Here is a 20,521-nt window from a genome sequence, read left to right as displayed (position 1 = left end):
GGGGCCGCGTTGCGGCCCCGATCTATTTACTTGGCGCAGGTCTGCTCGGCCAACGCCACTGCCCGGAACATTGCCCGGCGCTTGTTGATGGTCTCTTCCCATTCCAGCGCCGGCACAGAGTCGGCGACGATGCCGCCGCCGGCCTGCACATGCAGTTCGCCGTCCTTGATCACCGCGGTGCGGATGGCGATGGCGGTATCCATGTTGCCGTTCCAGGCAAAATAACCCACCGCGCCACCGTAGACACCGCGCTTGACCGGCTCGAGCTCGTCGATGATTTCCATCGCGCGAATCTTCGGCGCACCCGACAGGGTGCCGGCCGGCAGGATCGCCCGCAGTGCGTCCATGGCGGTCAGGCCTTCACGCAGTTGGCCGGTGACATTGGACACGATGTGCATGACGTTCGAATAACGCTCGATCACCATCTTCTCGGTCAGGCGAACACTGCCGGTGGCGGACACGCGGCCCACGTCGTTGCGGCCCAGGTCGATAAGCATCAGGTGCTCGGCGATTTCCTTGTCATCCGACAGCAGGTCGTCTTCCAGGGCCCGGTCGGCTTCTTCGGTGGCGCCACGCGGGCGGGTACCGGCGATCGGGCGCACGGTCACCAGGTTGTCTTCGACCCGCACCAGCACTTCCGGCGAGCTGCCCACCACATGGAAGTCGCCGAAATTGAAGAAGTACATGTACGGCGTCGGGTTGAAGCAACGCAGCGCCCGGTAAAGGTCGATGGGCGCGGCCTTGAAGTCGATGGACATGCGCTGGGATGGCACCACCTGCATGCAGTCGCCGGCCAGGATGTATTCCTTGATCCGGCCCACCGCGTTTTCGTAGTCGTCACGGGTGTAGCTGGAGCGGAACTCGGGTTCGGCTGCCTGTGGCCCGCTCAAGTCCAGGCCGCGGCGCGGGGTGATCGGCTGGCGGAGGGTGTCCAGCAAACCTTGCAGGCGGGCCTGGCCCTGCTCGAACGCTTGTTCTTCGGCGGGGTCGACCAGCACGATCGCATGCATCTTGCCGGCCAGGTTGTCGAACACCACTACCGCGTCGGAGACCATCAGCAGGATATCTGGCACGCCCAGCGGATCGGGGTTGGGGCTGGCGCCCAGGCGTTTTTCCACATAACGCACGCAGTCGTAGCCGAAGTAACCGACCAGGCCACCATTGAAACGCGGCAAGCCTGGGATGTCAGCGACCTTGTAACGGTCCTTGAACGCCTCGACGAAAGCCAGCGGGTCTTCGACGTCGTGGCTTTCCACCTCGACGCCATCCTGCAGGATGCTCACATGGTAGCCATGCACACGCATGACGGTGCGCGACGGCAGGCCGATCATCGAGTAGCGGCCCCATTTCTCGCCACCTTGCACGGACTCGAGCAGGTAGGAGTTGGGCTGGTCAGCCAGTTTCAGGTAGATCGACAGCGGCGTGTCGAAGTCAGCCAGGGTTTCGCAGGCCAGGGGGATGCGGTTGTAGCCGGCAGCGGCCAGGCGCAGGAATTCTTCGCGGGTCATGTGTAGCCTCGGGGCAAGCAGCAATGGGGTCGGGCAAACGGATGTACCGGCAGGCGCCGGCGGGCGGGAGTCAGGCGCGCCAGCGCCAGCGGGCCAGGGCCTTGATGACTTTCATCCAGAATTTGCCAGTAACCACCACGTCGTTGTCTCTGCTTTGCGGGGCTTGAAGGTCCGCCAACGTTATCCCAGTGTCGGTGACTAAGCAACCGGGCAGCAGCAGGCGCAGATCGCTGAGCACCAGGCTGGGCGACTCCTCGTCGATGGGGCGGCCATGGTTGTAGCCGTAGCTCAGGCCGACGCACTGCACCCCCGCGGCCTTGGCGGCCAGCACGTCGCTGCGTGAATCGCCGACGAACAGCGCCTGCTCGGCGCTGACGCCGGCCATTTTCATGACGAACAGCAGCGCTGCAGGGTCGGGCTTCTTCTGTGGCAGGGTGTCGCCGCCGATGATCCAGCGGAAGTAGCGCCCGATCTTCATCTGGTCGAGCAAAGGGGCAACGAAGCGCTCGGGTTTGTTGGTGATCAGCGCCATTTCCACGCCCTGCTTGCGCAACCAGCGCAGGGTGTCGCGCACGCCGGGGTAGACCACGGTGAGTTCATGGTTGTCGGCATAGGCCTCCATGAACAGCGCCAGCGCGCGCTCGGCCAGCGCATCGTCCACCGCGGCATGGTCGATACCGCCGGCCAGGGCCCGGCGCACCAGCACCTGGGCGCCGTTGCCGACCCAGTGGCGCACGGCCTCCAGGCCTGCAGGCTGTCGCCCGAGTTCGAGCAGCGTGCGGTCGACGGCTGCGGCCAGGTCAGGTACCGAATCGATCAGGGTGCCATCCAGATCGAACATCACCAGCCTGGGCAGTGTCCCCGGGAACAGCTGCTCGAAGCCGCTCATGCGCGTGCCAGCGCCATTTCGGCACGCATCTTGTCGATGACTTCCTTGTAGTCCGGGGCATTGAAGATCGCCGAGCCGGCAACGAAGGTGTCAGCGCCAGCGGCGGTGATCTCGCGGATGTTGTTGACGTTCACGCCACCGTCGATCTCCAGGCGGATGTCACGACCGCTGGCGTCGATCAGGGCACGGGCTTCGCGCAGCTTGTCGAGGGTGCCGGGGATGAACTTCTGGCCGCCGAAACCTGGGTTGACGCTCATCAACAGGACCATGTCGATCTTGTCCATCACGTACTTCAGCGCATCCAGGCTGGTAGCCGGGTTGAACACCAGCCCGGCCTTGCAGCCGCCGTCCTTGATCAGTTGCAGGGAACGGTCGATGTGCTGCGTGGCTTCCGGGTGGAAGGTGATGTAGGTGGCGCCGGCCTCGATGAAGTCGCCGATGATGCGGTCGACCGGGCTGACCATCAGGTGCACGTCGATGGGCGCGGTCACCCCGTACTTGCGCAGGGCGCTGCAGACCATCGGGCCGATGGTCAGGTTGGGCACGTAGTGGTTGTCCATGACATCGAAGTGGACGATGTCGGCCCCGGCGGCCAGGACCTTGTCGACGTCCTCGCCCAGGCGGGCGAAGTCGGCGGACAGAATGGAGGGGGCAATAGCGTAGGGCTGCATGGCGCACCTGTTGGGCAGAATCACGGTGGCGCGCATTGTAACTCAGGGAAGCGGATCGGGGCTGATTGGTATCAACGCCAGCGCGGCAGATGGTCGAACGGATGGCGTGGGAGCGGCGATGCGGCGACCCGACTTGCCCCGCGATTGCGATCGTGAATTCGATATGCCATCGCGGGGCAAGCCCACGTCACCCGCGTCGAAGATTCAACCTGGCTGCTGGGTCCTCAGTTTCTCACTGCGCCCACGCAACCACTCCAGGGTCAGCAGCAGGATCACCGAGAAGGCGATCAACAAGGTGGCAGCCGCGGCGATGGTCGGACTCAGGTTCTCGCGGATGCCGCTGAACATCTGCCGTGGCAGGGTCGCCTGCTCAGGCCCGGCAAGGAACAGGGTCACCACCACCTCATCGAACGACGTGGCGAAGGCAAACAGCGCGCCGGAGATCACCCCCGGGGCGATCAACGGCAAGGTCACCCGACGGAAGGCCAGCAGAGGCGAGGCCCCAAGGCTCGCCGCCGCGCGCACCAGGTTGTAGTTGAACCCCTGCAGCGTGGCCGACACGGTGATGATCACGAACGGCACACCCAGCACCGCATGCACCAGGATCAGTGAGGTGAAGCTGTTACCCATGCCCAACGGGGCGAAGAACAGGTAGCTGGCCACGCCAATGATCACCACCGGCACCACCATCGGCGAAATCACCAGCGCCATCACCAGCGACTTGCCGGGGAAGTCGCCACGGGTCAGGCCGATGGCCGCCAGGGTGCCGAACACCATGGCCAGCAGCGTGGCTGCCGGGGCAACGATGATGCTGTTCTTCAGGGCGCGCATCCATTCGGCGGAGGCGAAGAAGTCCTGGTACCAGTGCAACGAAAAGCCTTGCAGGGGATAGACCAGGAAGCTCCCGCTGTTGAACGACAGCGGGATGATCACCAGCACCGGCAACACCAGGAACAGCAGGATCAGACCGCACAGGATACGCAGGCTGTAGAACCACACCCGCTCCACGGGGGACATGTAAGGGCTCAGCATGACAAGGCTCCTCAGCTCAGGCGCAGGCGGCTGGCGCCGACCAGCCAGCTATAGATCAGGTACAGCAGCACGGTGGCCAGCAGCAGCAATCCGCCCAGGGCGGTGGCCATGCCCCAGTTGATGCTGGTGTTGGTATAGAAGGCGACGAAATAGCTGACCATCTGGTCGTTCGGGCTGCCCAGCAGCGCCGGGGTGATGTAGTAGCCGATGGCCAGGATGAACACCAGCAGGCAGCCGGCGCCGACACCGGCGTAGGTCTGCGGGAAGTACACCCGCCAGAAACTGGCGAACGGATGGCAGCCGAGGGAGATCGCCGCGCGCATGTAGCTGGGCGAGATACCTTTCATCACGCTGTACAGCGGCAGGATCATGAACGGCAACAGGATGTGCACCATGGAGATGTACACGCCGGTACGGTTGAACACCAGCTCCAGCGGCTGATCGATGATGCCCATGGCCATCAGCGCACTGTTGATCAGTCCGCCAGACTGCAACAGCACGATCCAGGCCGCCACCCGCACCAGGATGGAGGTCCAGAACGGCAGCAGCACCAGGATCATCAGCAGGTTGCTCTGCCGGGTCGGCAGGTTGGCCAGCAGGTACGCCAGGGGATAGGCCAGCAACAGACAGATCACGGTGATCACCACACCCATCCACAGGGTGCGAGCGAAGATGTCCAGGTAGATGGCCTGGTCAGGGGTGGCCTTGGCCAATTCGCCCAGGTCGTCGATACGGTGGTCCAGCGCGGCCAGCAGGTAGAACGGCGTGACACTGCTGGTGTTGCGACGGATCGCCTGCCAGTAGGCAGGATCGCCCCAACGCTCGTCGAGCGTCTGCAAGGCTTCTTTATAAGAGGCAGGCTCGGCCTTGAACGGCAGCGCCCGCGCGGTCTTGGCCAACAGGCTGCGATAGCCGGCCAACTCCATGTTCAAGCGTTTGGAAAGGTCGCCCAGGGTCTGGTTCTTGCGAGACTCGGCCAGGTCCTGACTCAGGGCCTTGTAGACCTCCTCGCCCGGCAGGCTCTTGCCATCCCACTGCGCCACTGCCTCGACGGTGCGCGGCAGGCCGGCGACCACCTCGGGGTTGCCGACGCTCTTGTACAACAGCGCCGCGATCGGCACCAGGAACACCAGCAGGAGAAACAGCGCCAGCGGCGCGATCAACGCCTGGGCCTTCCAGCGGTTGACCCGCTCGGCATGCTTGAGGCGCTGCTTGAGGCTTTTACCCGCGCCTTCGTTGAGGGGCACTGCAATGGCCATGGCGAACTCCGAAAAACCGATGAACAGAGGAGCGCCAGCCCATCAGGCCGACGCTCCGGCGCAGGTGTTACTTCTTCGCCGCCCAGGCGTTGAAGCGTTGCTCCAGCTGTTCGCTGTTGTCGGCCCAGAAGGCCACGTCAATCTGCACCTGGTTGGCGATGTTCTCAGGTGTGGTCGGCATGTCCTTCTTCACCGCGTCGGCCAACAGCGGGACGGCCTTGGAGTTGGCCGGGCCGTAGGCGATGTTCTCGGAGTAGGTCTTCTGCTGCTCGGGCTGGACGGTGTAGGCGATGAATTTCTTCGCCTCCTCCGCATCCTTGGCGCCTTTCGGGATGGCCCAGGCATCGAAGTCGTAGATGCCGCCGTTCCACACTACCTTGAGGTTGCTTTCCTTCTGCACCGCGGCGATACGACCGTTGTAGGCCGAGCTCATGACCACGTCACCCGAGGCCAGGTACTGCGGCGGCTGGGCACCGGCTTCCCACCACTGGATGCTCGGCTTGAGTTCGTCGAGCTTCTTGAAGGCGCGGTCCTGGCCTTCCTTGGTCGCCAGCACCTTGTACACCTCTTTGGGTGCGACGCCGTCAGCCATCAGGGCGAATTCGAGAGTGTACTTGGCGCCCTTGCGCAGGCCGCGCTTGCCCGGGAATTTCTTGGTGTCCCAGAAGTCGGCCCAGCTGGCAGGCGCGCTCTTGAGTTTGTCGGCGTTGTAGGCCAGCACCGTGGACCAGACGAAGAAGCCCACGCCGCACGGCTGAATGGCGCCGGGCACGAAGTCGCCTTCATTACCGAACAGTGCGGGGTCAAGCTCTTCGAACATGCCTTCATCGCAACCCCGGGCCAACTCCGGCGACTCTACCTCGACCAGGTTCCAGCTGACGCTCTTGGTGTCGACCATGGCTTTGACCTTGGCCATCTCGCCGTTGTACTCACCGGCGACGATCTTGCCCTTGCCCGCCTTTTCCCATGGCTCGTAGAACGCCTTGGTCTGGGCCGCCTTGTTGGCGCCGCCGAAGGAAATCACGGTCAGGTCGCCCGCCATGGCCTGGCCGGCGGCGAACAGGCCAAGGGCCAGGGCGGTCAGTTTCAACTGCTTGCGCATTATTATTCTCTCCACAGTTCAGGGTTGGTGAAGCAAACCATCAATGGGCCTCGGCAATCGGATCGAGCGCGCGGGCGTGCTCCACCTCCCAGCCCAGCGGTACCACGTCGCCCACCGCCAGGGCCGGGTCGAGCTCGGCGATTGGCTGCTTGACGAAGAAATCGGCCTTGCCACAGACCTCCAGGCGCACCCGCACGTGGTCGCCGAGGTAGATGAACTCGGCGACACGACCGGAGAAGCGGTTGACGCAGTTCTCGCTGTGGCCGTTCAGGCGTACCCGCTCGGGGCGAATCGACAGGGTCACCGGGTCACCGGCCTGGCCAACGTTGACCGCCAGTGCATCGACCCGCTCGCCACGGGCCAGTTGCACCTGGCAACGATTACCGTCACTGGCCAGCAGGGTGCCGTTGATGCGGTTGTTCTCACCGATGAAGTTGGCGACGAAGGTGTTGCAAGGCTCTTCGTAGAGGGTGCGCGGGTCGGCAATCTGCTGGATCTCGCCCTGGTGGAACACCGCCACCCGGTCGGACATGGTCAGCGCCTCGCCCTGGTCGTGGGTCACGTAGACCACGGTCACGCCCAGGCGCTGGTGGATATGCTTGATCTCCATCTGCATGTGTTCACGCAACTGTTTGTCGAGGGCGCCGAGCGGTTCGTCCATCAGCACCAGCTGTGGCTCGAACACCAGGGCGCGGGCCAGTGCCACGCGCTGCTGCTGGCCACCGGAAAGCTGGCCGGGATAGCGCTTGGCGAAGGCATCCAGCTGGACCATGCCGAGCACGCGCTTGACCCGCTCGCTGACGTCGGTCTTGCTGAGGTTGCGCACGGTCAACGGGAAGGCCAGGTTCTCGGCCACGGTCATGTGCGGGAACAGTGCGTAGTTCTGGAACACCATGCCGATATCGCGCTTGTGCGGCGGCACATTGTTGATCGAGCGCCCGGCCAGCTGGATCTCACCGGCGGTGGGGGTCTCGAAGCCTGCCAGCATCATCAGGCTGGTGGTCTTGCCCGAACCGGAAGGGCCGAGCAGGGTCAGGAACTCGCCCTTGCGGATGTCCAGGTTGAGGTCCTTGACGATCAGCGATTCGCCGTCGTAGCTCTTCTGCACACCTCGGAAGCTGACCAGCGTCTCGTTCGAATTCGCCTCGCTCATGCCCTGCACCTTCTTGTTGGAATGACTGCGTAGGCAAAAGCGTAGAAGACGCGCAAAGCCCAGGAAATCGGGGGCGCTGAGAGAATGCCATCATCCGGATGGAAGAGTTGCTGTAGGGATCGCCCTACAAGGGTGACGCTCCCAGACAACTATGACGCTTGGGATCGTGGCAGCGGCGGTTCCAGTTCTGGATTACCTGTCGCAACCAGAACACTCACACCAACTTGTGCTCCATGGCGTACTTCACCAGCTCCGCCAGTGAGTTGACCTTGAGCTTCTGCATCAGCCGCGCCTTGTGGGTGCTGATGGTCTTGCTCGACAGCGCCAGCTGCAGGGCGATGTCGTTGACGTTGGCGCCCTGGGCCAGGCGCTCGAACACCGAGAATTCGCGCTCCGACAGCAGCGTGTGCAGCGGCCGGGTTTCGGTCAGGCCCACTTCGAACACCATGCGGTCGGCCAGGGCCGGGTCGATGTAGCGCCCTCCCCCCGCCACCCGGCGGATGGCCGTGAGCAACAGCGCCGGGTCGCTGTCCTTGGTCGCATAGCCCGCCGCACCGGCCTTGAGCGCCCGCGCCGCCATCTGCGCCTCGTCATGCATCGACAGCATCAGGATCGCCGGCGGATTGTTCAGCGCGCGGATCCGCGGGATCGCCTCCAGGCCATTCACCCCAGGCATGGAGATATCCAGCAGCACCACCTCGCAGGGTGTGTGGCGCAGGGTCTCCAGCAACTGCTCGCCATTGCCCGCCTCGCCCGCCACCTGCATGTCCTTGGCCAGGCCGATCAATTGCTTGATGCCTTCCCGGACGATGGTGTGGTCTTCCGCCACCAGCACTCGAATCACGATTGTTTCTCCTGCTTCAAAGGAATCGCCACGCTCAGGCTGGTGCCCTCGCCCGGCTCGCTGTCCAGGCTCATGCTGCCACCGTGCATCAACACCCGCTCACGCACACCCACCAGGCCGAACGAAGTCGGCCGCGCCGCCTCCATGGCAAACCCCACGCCGTCGTCGATCACGGTCATGCGCAACTGCCCGGCCTCGTGAACCAGCTCGATCTGCACCGTGTGCGCCTGGGCATGGCGCATGACGTTGGTCAGCGCCTCCTGCAAGATACGGAACAGGCCGATGGCCTTGGCATCGCTCAAGGGTGGCAGATTGTCCGGTACCTGCACCAGACAGGGGATCTGCGTGCGCGCCTCGAAACGCCGCGCCTGCCACTCGATGGCCGAGGCGATGCCAGCGTCGAGGATCGGCGGGCGCAGGGCCGTGGCCACGTCCCGTACCAGCTGGAACAACTGGGCGATCAAGCGCTTCATGCTGGCCAGGCGCTCGTTGAGGGCGGGGTCCAGCTCGGCGAACGCCAGCTCGCACATCGACACTTCAAGCTTGAGCACCGTAAGCATCTGCCCCAGTTCGTCGTGCACTTCGCGGGCAATCCGCGCCTTCTCCTCTTCGCGCACGCTTTCCAGGTGCGCCGACAACTCGCGCAATTGCTCCTGGGACCCGGCCAGCGCCAGCTCGGCCTGCTTGCCTTGGGTAATGTCCCAGACCACGCCGTCCCACACCATGCGCCCATCGGCCAGGCGGCGGGTGGTCGCCTTGATGTCGGCCCAGCGCTGCTCGCCCTGGCGGGTGAGGATACGCCCCTGCCAGGACCAGTCCTGATCGCTGGCCAAGGCCAGGTCCTGTACCCGATGGTAGTCGGCGCGATCCTCCGGATGGACCAGGTTGCGCAGCCCCATCTGCGGGTGCTGGATCTCCGCCGGGGTGTAACCGACCAGCGCCTCGCTGCCTTCGCTGATATAGGGAAATTCCGGGTCGCCTTCGGCCGGATCGCGCTCCAGGCGAAACACCAGCCCCGGCACGTTGCCAGCGATACCCTTGAGCCGCGCCTCGCTTTCGCGCAGCGCGGCCAGGTCGCGCCGGCGCTCGGTGACGTCAGCGAGGAACACCACCAGGTACTCGGCGTCGCGAAAACGCAGGAACGACAGCGACAACTCGACCGGGAACAGGCTGCCGTCGGCGCGCCGACACTGGCTTTCGAACTGCTGTTCGCCGCCATCCCCGGTACGGGCACGCTTCCACAGTTCCAGCCAGCGATCCATCTTCAGGTTCGGCTCGATAACGACCAGTGGCAGCTCCAGCAACGCCCCCTCGGCAAAGCCCAGCATGCGCTCGGCGGCATGGTTGGCGTAGCGCACATGGCTGTCCCAGTTGACCCAGAGGATGCCCACCGTGCTCTGGTCGATGGAAAACTGACTCAGGCGCAAGGCCTCCTCACGCACCTGGCGCTCGACCAGGCTCTCCCGGGCCGCCAGCAACCCCCGCTCCAGGCCGCGCTGCTGACGACGCTGCCAGGCCAGGGTCGCCAATGCGCACAGCAGCAGCAGGCCAAACAGCAAGGCAAGGTTCTGCCAGAACCCGGCAGACTCGGAGAAACGTGGATACCTGGGCTGCAACCAGCGCTGGTGCATCTGCTCCAGGGTCTTTGCCGGCAAGGCCTGCAAGGCACGCTCGAGAATATCGGCCAGCACTGGCCAATCGCGCCGTGAGCCGACCCGCAGCAACTGCGGCAGACCGATATCACCCACCACCGCCAAGTCGGCGAACTCACCTTCGCGCGACAACCGGCTGAGCTGCGACTCGTCCAGCACGGCGAAGCTGGCCTGCCCACCCAACACCAACTGCAGGGCCTCGCGCTCGTCGGGTACACCCTGCAGGTTCAGATTGCCGTAGTTGCCGCGCAGGTAATCCGCCAAGGTACCGGGCATCCGTACCGCCACGCGGTCATTGCCGCTCAACTTTTCCAGCTCCACGGCTACCACGCCGCTGCGCATCCCTACCACCAATTGCGGCACACGCATGTAAGGGTCACTGAACAGCCACAGCCGCAGGCTGGTCGGCGTTTGCATAAGGCCTGGGGCGAAATCGATCTCGCCCGCCTGCAAGGCATGCTCAAGGGCGGCCTGGTCGGCAAAGCCGCGCCAGGTCAAATCCAGGCCCAACGCTTGGGACAAGGCGCCGACCAGTTCGACGTTCGCCCCGTAGAACTGCTGCAGGCGCCGGTCGAACTGGGCATAGGGCGCCTGCAGTACCAGGCCGACGCGCAAGCCGCGGTGTTCGTCCAACCATTGCTGCTGGGCAGGATCCAGCACCACGGCAGGCGGCGCCTGCAGCTTGGCCAGGGCGATCAAGGGTAGACACAACCAGCCGATAACCCACAGGCAACGCACTCGCTTCATCTCTACGCTCGTCTTGGCAATGACGGCCACCTGACGTGGCCGTCGCGGGCAAATACCATTAGGCTGCCGGTATGATTCTGGCCTTGGATTGATCGATGTTCACACTTTATCGCACGACGCTGGCAATGTTCTGCCTGGCCTCGGCCCTGCCGTTCGCGGCTCAAGCCGACGACGCCGAGAAACCCGAAGCGCCCGCCGAAGCGGCCGCGTCCGCTCCCGCTCCGCGCCCACCGCTGCTCGAGCGCAGCCAGGACGATGCCATGGCCCTCGAGCGCCAGGTACCCAAGGCCGAACAGCAGACCTTGCAGGCCAATGGTGAAAACTTCCTGGCGCTTTGGAAGCCTGCCAACGACAGCGATCCGCAAGGCGCGGTGATCATTGTCCCGGGCGCAGGCGAAAGTGCCGACTGGCCCACCACCGTCGGCCCGCTGCGTCGAGGTTTCCCCGATGTCGGCTGGAGCACCCTGAGCCTGAGCATGCCCGACCTGCTGGCCGAGCGCCCACAGGCGCGGGTCGAGGCCAAGCCCGCAGTCGAACCGAAAAAACAGGACGGCGAGTCGGCTCCAGCCAAGGACACGCCCGCCGATGCCAACGCCAACGTTGCCCAGGCGACCGCGCCGGAAGCGGATACCGCCGAAAGCACCGACGCGGTCGAAGCCGACGAACACACCAGCGAGGAAGATGCCGAGCGCATCTTTGCCCGCCTCGACGCCGCCGTGGCCTATGCCCAGCAGGAGAAAGCGCGCAGCATCGTGTTGCTGGGCAACGGCAGTGGCGCGTACTGGGCCGCACGTTATCTCAGCGAGAAGCAGCCGCCCCAGGTACAGAAACTGGTAATGGTCGCCGCGCAGACACCCGCGCGGGTTGAGCATGACCTGCTGAGCCTGACCCCAACGCTGAAGGTACCAACCGCCGACCTCTACTACGTCACCCGCACAGCAGATCGGCTGGCGGCCCAGCAGCGCCTGCAGGCCAGCAAGCGGCAAAAGGGCAGCCAGTATCGCCAGGTGTCGCTGATGGCCATGCCTGGCAACAAAGCGGCGGAACAGGAGCAACTGTTGCGGCGGGTGCGCGGCTGGTTGACGCCGAAGGAAGAGTAACAACAGCCGCTCCTGCCACCTCGGCAGGAGCGGGCTTGCCCGCCGGTGTACCTACAGCCCCCGCCGCTTGCGGATCATGGTATAGGCCTGATGCAACTCACGGGTAAGCTCGGTCGCCTCGCGCACCTTCGCTTCGCTGGCGCCACTGCCCACCAGCTTGTCCGGATGGTGCCGGCTGAGCAGGCGCCGATAGGCCTGTTTGACCTTGTCGGCCTCGGTGTCCGGCTCTACCCCCAGCAATCTCAGCGCCGCCGCATAGGTCATGACGCCGCCTTCGGTCGAAGAACGTCGCGGCTCATAATCTAGCGACAATGCCTGCACCTGGTTGCGACTGAGCCCCAACTGCTGCCCCCAGCCGAGCAACAGGTCACGCTCCTGGCGCCCGGCCTTGCCGTCGGCCCAGACCATGCGCCAACAGGCACGCAAGGTGCCTTCGGCGCCGTGGGGCTGCATCTTTATGCGGCGCAGGTAGTGCCCCAGGCGCTCCTTGCCCGACTTGCCCCGGTTGAACGCGGCTATCGCACGCATCCGCGCTGGCTCCGCCAGGTCCAGCCGGGTCATTTCCTGCCGCGCCTGCTGGATATGCCCTTCACCTACCCGGCCATCGCTCTTGGCCAGCCGCCCGAGCAGAACGAACAACAACTCTTCGTCACGCAGTGCCGGGCGCCCGCCCAGGCGCTCGCGCACGTCATCCCACCCCTGCAGCCGCAGGCGCCGATCCATGGCCTGGCCCAGCAGCGCCCCCAGCAACGCACCGGGGATGCTGGCCACGGCGAAACCGGCACCGGCACCAATCACTGTGCTCGGCCACCACATATCAGGCACGCTCCCCGATCAGGCGCTCGACATCGGCCAGACGCTCGAGGGTGCCGACATCGATCCAGTGCCCGCCATAGTGCTCGCCGCTCACCCGCCCTTCGGCCATGGCGCTGCGCAACAGGGGGGCCAATTTGAATGCACCGGGCTGGCAACCTGCGAACAGCGCCGGGTCCAGCACCGAGATACCACTGAAAGTCAGCGTTCCCGGGGCGTCATCGCCATCGCTCACCTGCCCGTCCGCCAGGCGGAAGTCGCCACGGCCGTGGTGGCCGGGGTTGTCCACCAGCACCAGATGTGCCAGGCCGTGCAACGGCGCATTCAGGCCGGCGAAGTCGTAGTCGGTCCAGACATCGCCGTTGACCAGGATGAACGGCGCATCACCCAGCAGCGACAGCGCCTTGAAGATCCCACCACCGGTCTCCAGCGGCTCGCCCTCCGGCGAATAGCTGATCACCAGGCCGAAGCGGCTGCCATCGCCCAGGTGATCCTCGATCTGCTGGCCAAGCCACGCATGGTTGATGACCACCTCGCGTATACCGGCACGGGCCAGCGCCTCGAGGTGGTACTCGATCAACGGCTTGCCGGCGGCTCGCACCAGCGGCTTGGGCGTGTGCAGGGTCAGCGGGCGCATGCGCTCGCCCTTGCCTGCCGCCAGGATCATCGCCTTCATGAACGCGCCCCGGCATGCAGTTCGGCAATCAGCTGGCCCAGCTCGGCCAACTCAGGCCGGCGGCTGATCACTTCATCTATATAAGCAAAGAACCGCGGCACGTCGGCCAGGTAGCGTGGCTTGCCGTCGCGGTGGCAGATGCGCGCGAAGATACCGATCACCTTGAGGTGGCGCTGCACCCCCATCAGGTCGCTGGCACGCTGGAAGGCTTCGAAGTCCGCCTGTACCGGAATCCCGGCGGCCTGCGCCTTGTGCCAGTAATTACGCAACCAGCCCTCGACGCGGGCCTGGGGCCAGCTGAGGAAGGCGTCCTTGAACAGGCAGGTGATGTCGTAGGTGACCGGGCCGTAGACTGCGTCCTGGAAATCCAGCACGCCTGGATTGGGCGCGCTGTGCATCAGGTTGCGCGGCATGTAGTCGCGGTGCACCAGCACCTTGGGCTGGGCCAGGGCACTGTCGATCAGCAGCTGACTGAGCCGCTGCCAGGTGGCCTGCTGCGCGTCGCTGAGTTTCAGGCCAAGCTCGCGGCCCACGTACCACTCGGGGAACAGTTCGACCTCACGGCGCAGCAGGGCGACATCGTAGCTGGGCAGTGGTGCGTCCATCGGCAAGCGCTGGAACGCCAGCAGCGCATCGATGGCGTCGGCGAACAGGGCATCGGCATTGCCCTGATCAATGATGTCCAGGTATGTCTGCCGGCCGAGATCCCCCAGCAGCAGGAAACCGCGCTCCAGGTCCTGGGCGTGGATGACCGGCACGTGCACGCCCGCCGTGGCCAGCAAATGGTCGATGTCGACGAACGGGCGGCAGTTCTCCTGGGGCGGCGGCGCATCCATGATCACGAAGCTGTGCCCGGCGCCCTCCCAGCGGAAGTAGCGGCGGAAACTCGCATCGCTGCTGGCGGCGGTCAGGCTGCCGGCGGGCACTTCGCCCCAGGCATTGGTACGGAAGAGGTTCTCCAGCTGCCCGGCAAGCCAGGCGGTCAGTTGTTGCAGGCGTACATCGTGATCGGGCATTACAAGGGTTCTCCGACGGCCCTAGCCGTCAAGCGGGTCATGCTTTATTATCCAGCATCTTTTTCAGACCATCGAGAGGCGTGCGGCCCCCACACGCGGGCAGATGGCACGCAGGAAGCCCGGACTAATAAGATGGCATTGAAATCCCCCGCGTTTCGTAGAAAGTTTCCGTTGCTCGTGACTGGCGGTTTGCTGGCCCTGCAACCCCTGGCCACGTCGTACGTGGTGGCGGCCGAGCAGTTCGACTGCCAAGTGTCCGCTTCCGGTGGCTGGGACTGCAAGCCCAAGACCGCTGCCAACTTGCCTCCGCGCCCGGTACACCCGGGCGCTGCCGCGGCCAGCACGGGTGCCGAGGCACCCGGCGAAGTCGCCACGACCGAGGCCGACAAGCCGATGCTGGTCACCGAGGCCAAGGGCCGCGGCCTGAAGTCGCGCAGCGAAGACTACAGCCATCTGGACTGGGTCCCGCGCGAGAAGCTCACTGCCGCGCAGTTGGCCGAGACCGGCCCGTACTGCGGCGGCGCCTACATCGAGCCGACCCGCCCGGGCATGAACGACTCCACGCCCAAGGACGAGTCGCCGACCTACATCAACGCCAAGGTCTCCAAGTACCAGCAGGAGCAGCAGATCGCCACCCTCGCCGGTGACGTGGTCATGCGCCAGGGCAGCATGCAGGCCGAGGCCGACGAGGCCAACCTGTACCAGGCCGAAAACCGCGGCGAGCTCAAGGGCAACGTCAAGATCCGCGACAACGGCTCGCTGGTGGTCGGCGACGAGGCGCAGATCCAGCTCGATACCGGCGAGGCCCGGGTCGACAACGCCGAATACGTGATGCACAAGTCGCACATCCGCGGCAACGCGCTGTACGCCAAACGTGCGGAAAACGCCATCATCCGCCTCAAGGACGGTACCTATACCACCTGTGAGCCGGGCAGCAACGCATGGCAGCTCAAGGGCAACAACATCACCCTGAACCCGGCCACCGGCTTCGGCACCGCGACCAACGTGACGCTGCGGGTCAAGGATTTCCCGGTGTTCTACACACCGTACATCTACTTCCCGATCGACGATCGTCGCCAGTCCGGCTTCCTGCCGCCGTCGTTCAGTTCCAGCAGCGACACCGGCTTCATGCTGGTCACGCCGTATTACTTCAACCTGGCACCGAACTACGATGCCACGTTGTACCCGCGCTACATGGCCAAGCGCGGCATGTTGATGGAAGGCGAGTTCCGCTACCTGACCAAGTCCAGCGAAGGGCAGTTCGGCGGCGGCTTCCTGAGCGATCAGGACGACGACCGCAAGAAACAGACGGACTACAAGAAAGACCGCTGGATGATCAACTGGCAGCACAAGGGTGGTCTGGACGAGCGCCTGATGACCGAGGTGGACTACACCGACATCAGCGATCCGTTCTACTTCCAGGACCTGGAAACCGACCAGATCGGCGTACAGAGCCGGGACATCCTGAACCAGCGCGGCACACTGACCTACCGGGGCGACAGCTATACCGCACGCCTGAACGTGCACGCCTACGAGATGGCGACCATCTCGCAGATCACACCGTACGACAAGCTGCCGCAGGTCACCTTCAATGGCATGCTGCCGTTCCATCCGGGTGGCTTCGATCTGAGCTACGAGACCGAGGCCGTGCGCTTTGAGCGCGACCTGCTCAACGACACCGTCAGAAACAAGGACGGTTTCCTGGACACCACCGCAGGTCCAAACGGCCGTCGCCTGGATGAGAACGTCTTTGGCATCGCCCGCTCCAACGGCACCCGCTTGAACGTCGCGCCGGCAATCAGCCTGCCGATGCAAGCAAGCTATGGCTTCGTCACTCCGAAACTGAAGTACGTCTACACCCATTACGATCTGGATCTGGACGGCAAGGGCAAACAGGACCTGATCGACAATCCAGGCCGGAACGAACTCTACGGCGACTTCAAGAGCAATCAGAACCGCGACATTCCGGTATTCAGCGTGGACAGCGGTCTGTATTTCGACCGCAACACACAGCTGTTCGGCACCAACTACAGGCAGACTCTCGAGCCACGCCTGTTCTACCTCTATGTGCCGTACAAGGACCAGACCGATATCCCGCTCTTCGACACCGGGGAAAACACGTTCAACTACTCCTCGCTGTTCCGCGACAACCGTTTCAGCGGCACAGACCGTATCGGTGACGAGAACAAGCTGTCGCTGGGCGTGACCAACCGCTGGATTGAAGACAACGGCTTCCAACGTCAGCGTTTCAGCATTGGCCAGGCGTTCTACTTCAAGGATCGCAAGGTCCAGCTTCCTGGCATCGACTATCGTACCCGCGAAGACAGCAAATCGGATGTCTCGCCGTACGCGCTGGAATACGAATACGCCTTCAACCGCGACTGGCGCTTCAACTCGGACTTCAACTGGGACCCGGACAGCCGCAGCACCCGTTCGGGCAGCGCGATGTTCCACTACCAGCCTGAAGACAACCCGAACAAGGTCGTCAACCTCGGTTATCGCTACCGCAACGACCTGATCACCTATGACTCGCAGACCGGTAACTGGAAGGTCGGCGGTGGCGACTACGGCACGCCGGGCACCCCGAACTACATCAAGGATTACTACAAGATCCAGCAGCACGACTTCTCGGTCATCTGGCCGATCGTGCCTCAGTGGAGCGTGATCGGTCGCTGGCAGCATGACTACAACCGCAACCGTACCCTCGAGGCGATGGGCGGTTTCGAGTACGACAACTGCTGCTGGAAGCTGCGTCTGATCAACCGCTACTGGATCGACTACGACGATTTCAGCCAAGCCGTTCCGCAAAACGAAAAGGGCGACCACGGCATCTTCCTGCAGATCGTGCTCAAAGGGCTCGGTGGTGTAGTCGGCAACAAGGTCGAATCGTTCCTGGACCAAGGCATTCAAGGTTACCGTACCCGTGAAGAGCAAGCTTATTGATCGTCTGCGCCCGCTGATGCTGGGCGCCGCAATGCTGAGTGGCGCGGTGCATGCCGCGGTACAACCCATCGATCGCATCGTGGCCACCGTCGACAACGACGTGGTCATGCAGAGCCAGCTGGACCAGCGCGTTCGCGAAGTGCAGCAGACCATCGCCAAGCGTGGCGGCGGCGTGCCGCCCACCGGTGCGCTGGAACAGCAAGTGCTGGAACGCCTGATCGTCGAGAACCTGCAACTGCAGATCGGCGAGCGCTCTGGCATCCGCATCACCGACGAAGAGCTGAACCAGGCCGTCGGCACCATTGCCCAGCGCAATGGCATGTCGCTGGAACAGTTCCGTGCCGCCCTGGCCCATGACGGCCTGTCGTACGACGATGCCCGCGAGCAGATCAAGCGCGAGATGATCATCAGCCGCGTGCGTCAGCGCCGCGTCGCCGAGCGCATTCAGGTCTCCGAGCAGGAAGTGAAGAACTTCCTCAACTCGGACCTGGGCAAGATGCAGATGTCCGAAGAGTACCGTTTGGCCAACATCCTCATCCCGACCCCGGAAGGCGCCAACTCGGAGGCCATCCAGGCCGCCGCGCGCCAGGTAGGCGATGTCTACCAGCAGCTCAAGCAAGGCGCGGACTTTGGCCAGATGGCCATCGCTCGCTCGCGCAGTGAAAACGCCCTGGAAGGCGGTGAGATGGGCTGGCGCCAGGCAGGCCAGCTGCCACCAGACTTCGCCAAGATGCTCAGCAGCATGGCAGTCGGCGACATCACCGAGCCGATCCGCATCCCCAACGGCTTCATCATCCTCAAGTTGGAAGAGAAGCGCGGCGGGAGCCAGAGCGTGCTGCGCGACGAAGTGCATGTACGCCACATCCTGATCAAACCGAGCGAGATCCGCAGCGAAGCCGCCACCGAGCAACTGGCCGAGCGCCTGTACGACCGGATCCAAAACGGTGAAAACTTCGCCGAGCTGGCGAAGAGCTTCTCGGAAGACCCGGGTTCGGCGCTCAACGGCGGCGATCTCAACTGGGTCGACCCGAACAGCCTGGTACCTGAGTTCCGTGAGCAGATGGCCAACGCCGAGCAAGGCGTGGTGACCAAGCCCTTCAAAACCCAGTACGGCTGGCATGTGCTGGAAGTGCTGGGCCGCCGCGCCACCGACAGCACCGAACAGGCTCGCGAGCAGCAGGCCATGAACGTCCTGCGCAACCGCAAGTACGACGAAGAGCTGCAGAACTGGCTGCGCCAGATCCGCGACGAAGCCTACGTTGAAATCAAGCTGCCTGGCGCCGACCAGGTCACCCAGTGAAACCCCTGCGCTTCGCCGTCACCCCCGGCGAGCCAGCCGGCATCGGTCCCGACCTGTGCCTGCTGCTCGCCGCCGAGGTCCAGCCCCACCCCCTGATCGCCATCACCAGCCGTGACCTGCTCGCCGAGCGGGCCACGCAGCTGGGCCTGGACGTCAAGCTGATCACGGTCGTGCCGACCGCCTGGCCAGAGCACCCGGCTGCCGCCGGCAGCCTGTATGTCTGGGATACCCCCCTGGCCCGCCCGGTGACAGCCGGGCAGCTGGACAAGGCCAACGCCGCATTCGTCCTGGAAACCCTGACCCGTGCCGGGCAAGGCTGCCTGGACGGGCACTTCGCCGGGATGATCACCGCGCCGGTGCACAAGGGCGTGATCAACGAAAGCGGTATCGCCTTCTCCGGGCATACCGAGTTCCTCGCTGACCTCACCCACACCACACAAGTGGTGATGATGCTGGCCACCCACGGGTTGCGCGTGGCACTGGTGACCACTCACCTGCCCCTGCGGGACATCGCCGAGGCCATCACCGGCGACCGCCTGGAGCGCGTCACCCGCATCCTGCATGCGGACATGCGCGACAAGTTCGGCATTGCCAACCCTCGCATCCTGGTCTGCGGGCTCAACCCGCATGCCGGAGAAGGCGGCCACCTGGGCCGCGAAGAAATCGACATCATCGAGCCGGCGCTGCAGCGCCTGCGTGCCGAAGGCATGGACCTGCGCGGCCCGCTGCCGGCCGATACCCTGTTTACCCCCAAATATCTGGAGCACTGCGACGCGGTGCTGGCGATGTACCACGACCAAGGCCTGCCCGTGCTCAAGCACAAGGGCTTCGGCGCCGCGGTCAACGTGACGCTGGGCCTGCCGATCATCCGCACCTCGGTCGACCATGGCACCGCCCTGGACCTGGCCGGCACCGGCCGGATAGACACCGGCAGCCTGCGCGTCGCCCTGCAAACCGCCTACCAGATGGCCGAGAACCGACCATGACCGAGCACTACCAACACCGGGCGCGCAAGCGCTTCGGCCAGAACTTCCTGCATGACGCCGGAATCATCGACCGCATCCTGCGGGCGATCAACGCCAAGGCCGGCGAACACCTGCTGGAAATCGGCCCGGGCCAGGGCGCCCTGACCGAGGGCCTGCTGGGCAGTGGCGCTCAGCTGGACGTGGTCGAGCTGGACAAGGACCTGGTGCCGATCCTGCAACACAAGTTCGCCGGGCGCGGTAATTTCCGCCTGCACCAGGGTGATGCCCTGAAGTTCGACTTCAATCAGCTGGGCGTGCCGGAGCGCAGCCTCAAGGTGGTGGGCAACCTGCCCTACAACATCTCCACGCCGCTGATCTTCCACCTCCTGGCCCATGCCAACCTGATCCGCGACATGCATTTCATGCTGCAGAAGGAAGTGGTCGAACGCATGGCCGCAGGCCCTGGCGGCGGCGACTGGGGCCGCCTGTCGATCATGGTGCAGTACCACTGCCGCGTGGAGCACCTGTTCAACGTCGGCCCGGGCGCCTTCAACCCGCCACCAAAGGTGGACTCGGCGATCGTGCGGCTGGTGCCCCACGAGACCCTGCCGCATCCGGCTAAAAATCCAAAGCTGCTGGAACACGTGGTACGCGAAGCCTTCAACCAGCGCCGCAAGACCCTGCGCAACACGCTCAAGGGCCTGCTCGACAGCCAGGCCATCGAGGCCGCTGGCGTGGATGGCAGCCTGCGCCCCGAGCAGCTCGACCTGGCCGCCTTCGTCCGCCTGGCCGACAAGCTGGCTGAACAGCAGGGCTGACCGAGCCAGCGTAGGATAAGCCCATCCCACCCT

At 64.5% G+C, this 20,521-nt stretch carries 17 protein-coding genes; 5 read left to right on the top strand and 12 right to left on the bottom strand.

Annotated features, from left to right (window positions below; all coding sequences use genetic code 11):
- Positions 1 to 26 precede the first annotated feature (26 nt).
- From trpE to DFS21_RS07005, 9 genes are all read right to left on the bottom strand, one after another.
- On the bottom strand, positions 27 to 1,508 hold the full coding sequence (trpE, locus tag DFS21_RS07045) for an anthranilate synthase component I (protein ID WP_110697500.1): 1,482 nt from the start codon (positions 1,506 to 1,508) through the stop codon (positions 27 to 29).
- A 70-nt stretch (positions 1,509 to 1,578) separates the two neighbouring features.
- A complete protein-coding gene (locus DFS21_RS07040; RefSeq protein WP_110697498.1) occupies positions 1,579 to 2,397 on the bottom strand; it encodes a phosphoglycolate phosphatase in 819 nt (272 codons plus the stop codon).
- Entirely contained in the window at positions 2,394 to 3,068 is a 675-nt protein-coding gene (rpe, locus tag DFS21_RS07035; protein WP_102685224.1) for a ribulose-phosphate 3-epimerase, read from the bottom strand. Before rpe ends, DFS21_RS07040 begins: the two co-directional genes overlap by 4 nt.
- A gap of 204 nt (positions 3,069 to 3,272) precedes the next feature.
- On the bottom strand, positions 3,273 to 4,100 hold the full coding sequence (locus tag DFS21_RS07030) for an ABC transporter permease (RefSeq protein ID WP_023630658.1): 828 nt from the start codon (positions 4,098 to 4,100) through the stop codon (positions 3,273 to 3,275).
- Positions 4,101 to 4,111: 11 nt separating this feature from the next.
- Positions 4,112 to 5,359 carry an ABC transporter permease gene (locus DFS21_RS07025; protein WP_110697494.1) on the bottom strand — a complete coding sequence of 416 codons (1,248 nt, stop codon included), beginning with the start codon at positions 5,357 to 5,359 and terminating at the stop codon, positions 4,112 to 4,114.
- Positions 5,360 to 5,426: 67 nt separating this feature from the next.
- Positions 5,427 to 6,461 carry an ABC transporter substrate-binding protein gene (locus tag DFS21_RS07020; protein WP_110697492.1) on the bottom strand — a complete coding sequence of 345 codons (1,035 nt, stop codon included), beginning with the start codon at positions 6,459 to 6,461 and terminating at the stop codon, positions 5,427 to 5,429.
- A gap of 40 nt (positions 6,462 to 6,501) precedes the next feature.
- Positions 6,502 to 7,614 (bottom strand): ABC transporter ATP-binding protein, encoded by a 1,113-nt coding sequence (locus tag DFS21_RS07015; protein WP_046857370.1) that lies wholly within the window; start codon positions 7,612 to 7,614, stop codon positions 6,502 to 6,504.
- A 214-nt stretch (positions 7,615 to 7,828) separates the two neighbouring features.
- The gene (locus DFS21_RS07010) at positions 7,829 to 8,461 is read right to left on the bottom strand and encodes a response regulator transcription factor (RefSeq protein ID WP_172670942.1); all 633 of its coding nucleotides are present in this window, start codon (positions 8,459 to 8,461) and stop codon (positions 7,829 to 7,831) included.
- On the bottom strand, positions 8,455 to 10,857 hold the full coding sequence (locus DFS21_RS07005) for a PAS domain S-box protein (RefSeq protein ID WP_110697490.1): 2,403 nt from the start codon (positions 10,855 to 10,857) through the stop codon (positions 8,455 to 8,457). Before DFS21_RS07005 ends, DFS21_RS07010 begins: the two co-directional genes overlap by 7 nt.
- Before the next feature lie 95 nt (positions 10,858 to 10,952).
- On the opposite strand from DFS21_RS07005, the gene DFS21_RS07000 reads away from it, so the two are divergent.
- Positions 10,953 to 11,957 (top strand): alpha/beta hydrolase family protein, encoded by a 1,005-nt coding sequence (locus DFS21_RS07000; RefSeq protein ID WP_110697488.1) that lies wholly within the window; start codon positions 10,953 to 10,955, stop codon positions 11,955 to 11,957.
- Positions 11,958 to 12,008: 51 nt separating this feature from the next.
- Here DFS21_RS07000 and DFS21_RS06995 read toward each other — a convergent pair whose 3' ends face one another.
- From DFS21_RS06995 to DFS21_RS06985, 3 genes are read right to left on the bottom strand one after another with little or no spacing between them, the layout of a single operon-like run.
- On the bottom strand, positions 12,009 to 12,773 hold the full coding sequence (locus tag DFS21_RS06995; protein WP_110697486.1) for a TerB family tellurite resistance protein: 765 nt from the start codon (positions 12,771 to 12,773) through the stop codon (positions 12,009 to 12,011).
- A 1-nt stretch (position 12,774) separates the two neighbouring features.
- Positions 12,775 to 13,446, bottom strand: coding sequence for an N-acetylmuramate alpha-1-phosphate uridylyltransferase MurU (gene murU / locus DFS21_RS06990; RefSeq protein WP_110697484.1), 672 nt, complete (start codon positions 13,444 to 13,446; stop codon positions 12,775 to 12,777).
- Positions 13,443 to 14,462 carry an aminoglycoside phosphotransferase family protein gene (locus tag DFS21_RS06985; RefSeq protein WP_110697482.1) on the bottom strand — a complete coding sequence of 340 codons (1,020 nt, stop codon included), beginning with the start codon at positions 14,460 to 14,462 and terminating at the stop codon, positions 13,443 to 13,445. The genes murU and DFS21_RS06985 overlap by 4 nt, the downstream gene beginning before the upstream one ends.
- A gap of 132 nt (positions 14,463 to 14,594) precedes the next feature.
- Here DFS21_RS06985 and DFS21_RS06980 point away from each other — a divergent pair, with 132 nt between their 5' ends.
- The 4 genes from DFS21_RS06980 to rsmA are packed head-to-tail and all read left to right on the top strand — an operon-like array spanning position 14,595 to position 20,488.
- The gene (locus DFS21_RS06980; protein WP_111532030.1) at positions 14,595 to 17,405 is read left to right on the top strand and encodes an LPS-assembly protein LptD; all 2,811 of its coding nucleotides are present in this window, start codon (positions 14,595 to 14,597) and stop codon (positions 17,403 to 17,405) included.
- The gene (locus DFS21_RS06975; RefSeq protein WP_111532029.1) at positions 17,386 to 18,705 is read left to right on the top strand and encodes a peptidylprolyl isomerase; all 1,320 of its coding nucleotides are present in this window, start codon (positions 17,386 to 17,388) and stop codon (positions 18,703 to 18,705) included. The genes DFS21_RS06980 and DFS21_RS06975 overlap by 20 nt, the downstream gene beginning before the upstream one ends.
- Complete coding sequence (gene pdxA / locus DFS21_RS06970; protein WP_111532028.1) at positions 18,702 to 19,691, top strand: 4-hydroxythreonine-4-phosphate dehydrogenase PdxA; 990 nt, start codon at positions 18,702 to 18,704, stop codon at positions 19,689 to 19,691. Before DFS21_RS06975 ends, pdxA begins: the two co-directional genes overlap by 4 nt.
- The gene (gene rsmA, locus DFS21_RS06965) at positions 19,688 to 20,488 is read left to right on the top strand and encodes a 16S rRNA (adenine(1518)-N(6)/adenine(1519)-N(6))-dimethyltransferase RsmA (protein ID WP_110697473.1); all 801 of its coding nucleotides are present in this window, start codon (positions 19,688 to 19,690) and stop codon (positions 20,486 to 20,488) included. Before pdxA ends, rsmA begins: the two co-directional genes overlap by 4 nt.
- The last annotated feature ends 33 nt before the right edge of the window (positions 20,489 to 20,521 follow it).

The organism is Pseudomonas sp. 2848 (genome assembly GCF_003253945.1).
Taxonomy (GTDB): Bacteria; Pseudomonadota; Gammaproteobacteria; order Pseudomonadales; family Pseudomonadaceae; genus Aquipseudomonas.
Note: the sequence above shows the minus strand (reverse complement) of the source record. Positions and strands in the feature narration are given on the sequence as shown.

What these genes read in the sequence shown, in the direction of transcription:
- trpE (WP_110697500.1), bottom strand. Translation starts at nt 1,508, where the DNA reads ATGACCCGCGAAGAATTCCTGCGCCTGGCCGCTGCCGGCTACAACCGC.
- DFS21_RS07040 (WP_110697498.1), bottom strand. Translation starts at nt 2,397, where the DNA reads ATGAGCGGCTTCGAGCAGCTGTTCCCGGGGACACTGCCCAGGCTGGTG.
- rpe (WP_102685224.1), bottom strand. Translation starts at nt 3,068, where the DNA reads ATGCAGCCCTACGCTATTGCCCCCTCCATTCTGTCCGCCGACTTCGCC.
- DFS21_RS07030 (WP_023630658.1), bottom strand. Translation starts at nt 4,100, where the DNA reads ATGCTGAGCCCTTACATGTCCCCCGTGGAGCGGGTGTGGTTCTACAGC.
- DFS21_RS07025 (WP_110697494.1), bottom strand. Translation starts at nt 5,359, where the DNA reads ATGGCCATTGCAGTGCCCCTCAACGAAGGCGCGGGTAAAAGCCTCAAG.
- DFS21_RS07020 (WP_110697492.1), bottom strand. Translation starts at nt 6,461, where the DNA reads ATGCGCAAGCAGTTGAAACTGACCGCCCTGGCCCTTGGCCTGTTCGCC.
- DFS21_RS07015 (WP_046857370.1), bottom strand. Translation starts at nt 7,614, where the DNA reads ATGAGCGAGGCGAATTCGAACGAGACGCTGGTCAGCTTCCGAGGTGTG.
- DFS21_RS07005 (WP_110697490.1), bottom strand. Translation starts at nt 10,857, where the DNA reads ATGAAGCGAGTGCGTTGCCTGTGGGTTATCGGCTGGTTGTGTCTACCC.
- DFS21_RS07000 (WP_110697488.1), top strand. Translation starts at nt 10,953, where the DNA reads ATGTTCACACTTTATCGCACGACGCTGGCAATGTTCTGCCTGGCCTCG.
- DFS21_RS06995 (WP_110697486.1), bottom strand. Translation starts at nt 12,773, where the DNA reads ATGTGGTGGCCGAGCACAGTGATTGGTGCCGGTGCCGGTTTCGCCGTG.
- murU (WP_110697484.1), bottom strand. Translation starts at nt 13,446, where the DNA reads ATGAAGGCGATGATCCTGGCGGCAGGCAAGGGCGAGCGCATGCGCCCG.
- DFS21_RS06985 (WP_110697482.1), bottom strand. Translation starts at nt 14,462, where the DNA reads ATGCCCGATCACGATGTACGCCTGCAACAACTGACCGCCTGGCTTGCC.
- DFS21_RS06980 (WP_111532030.1), top strand. Translation starts at nt 14,595, where the DNA reads ATGGCATTGAAATCCCCCGCGTTTCGTAGAAAGTTTCCGTTGCTCGTG.
- rsmA (WP_110697473.1), top strand. Translation starts at nt 19,688, where the DNA reads ATGACCGAGCACTACCAACACCGGGCGCGCAAGCGCTTCGGCCAGAAC.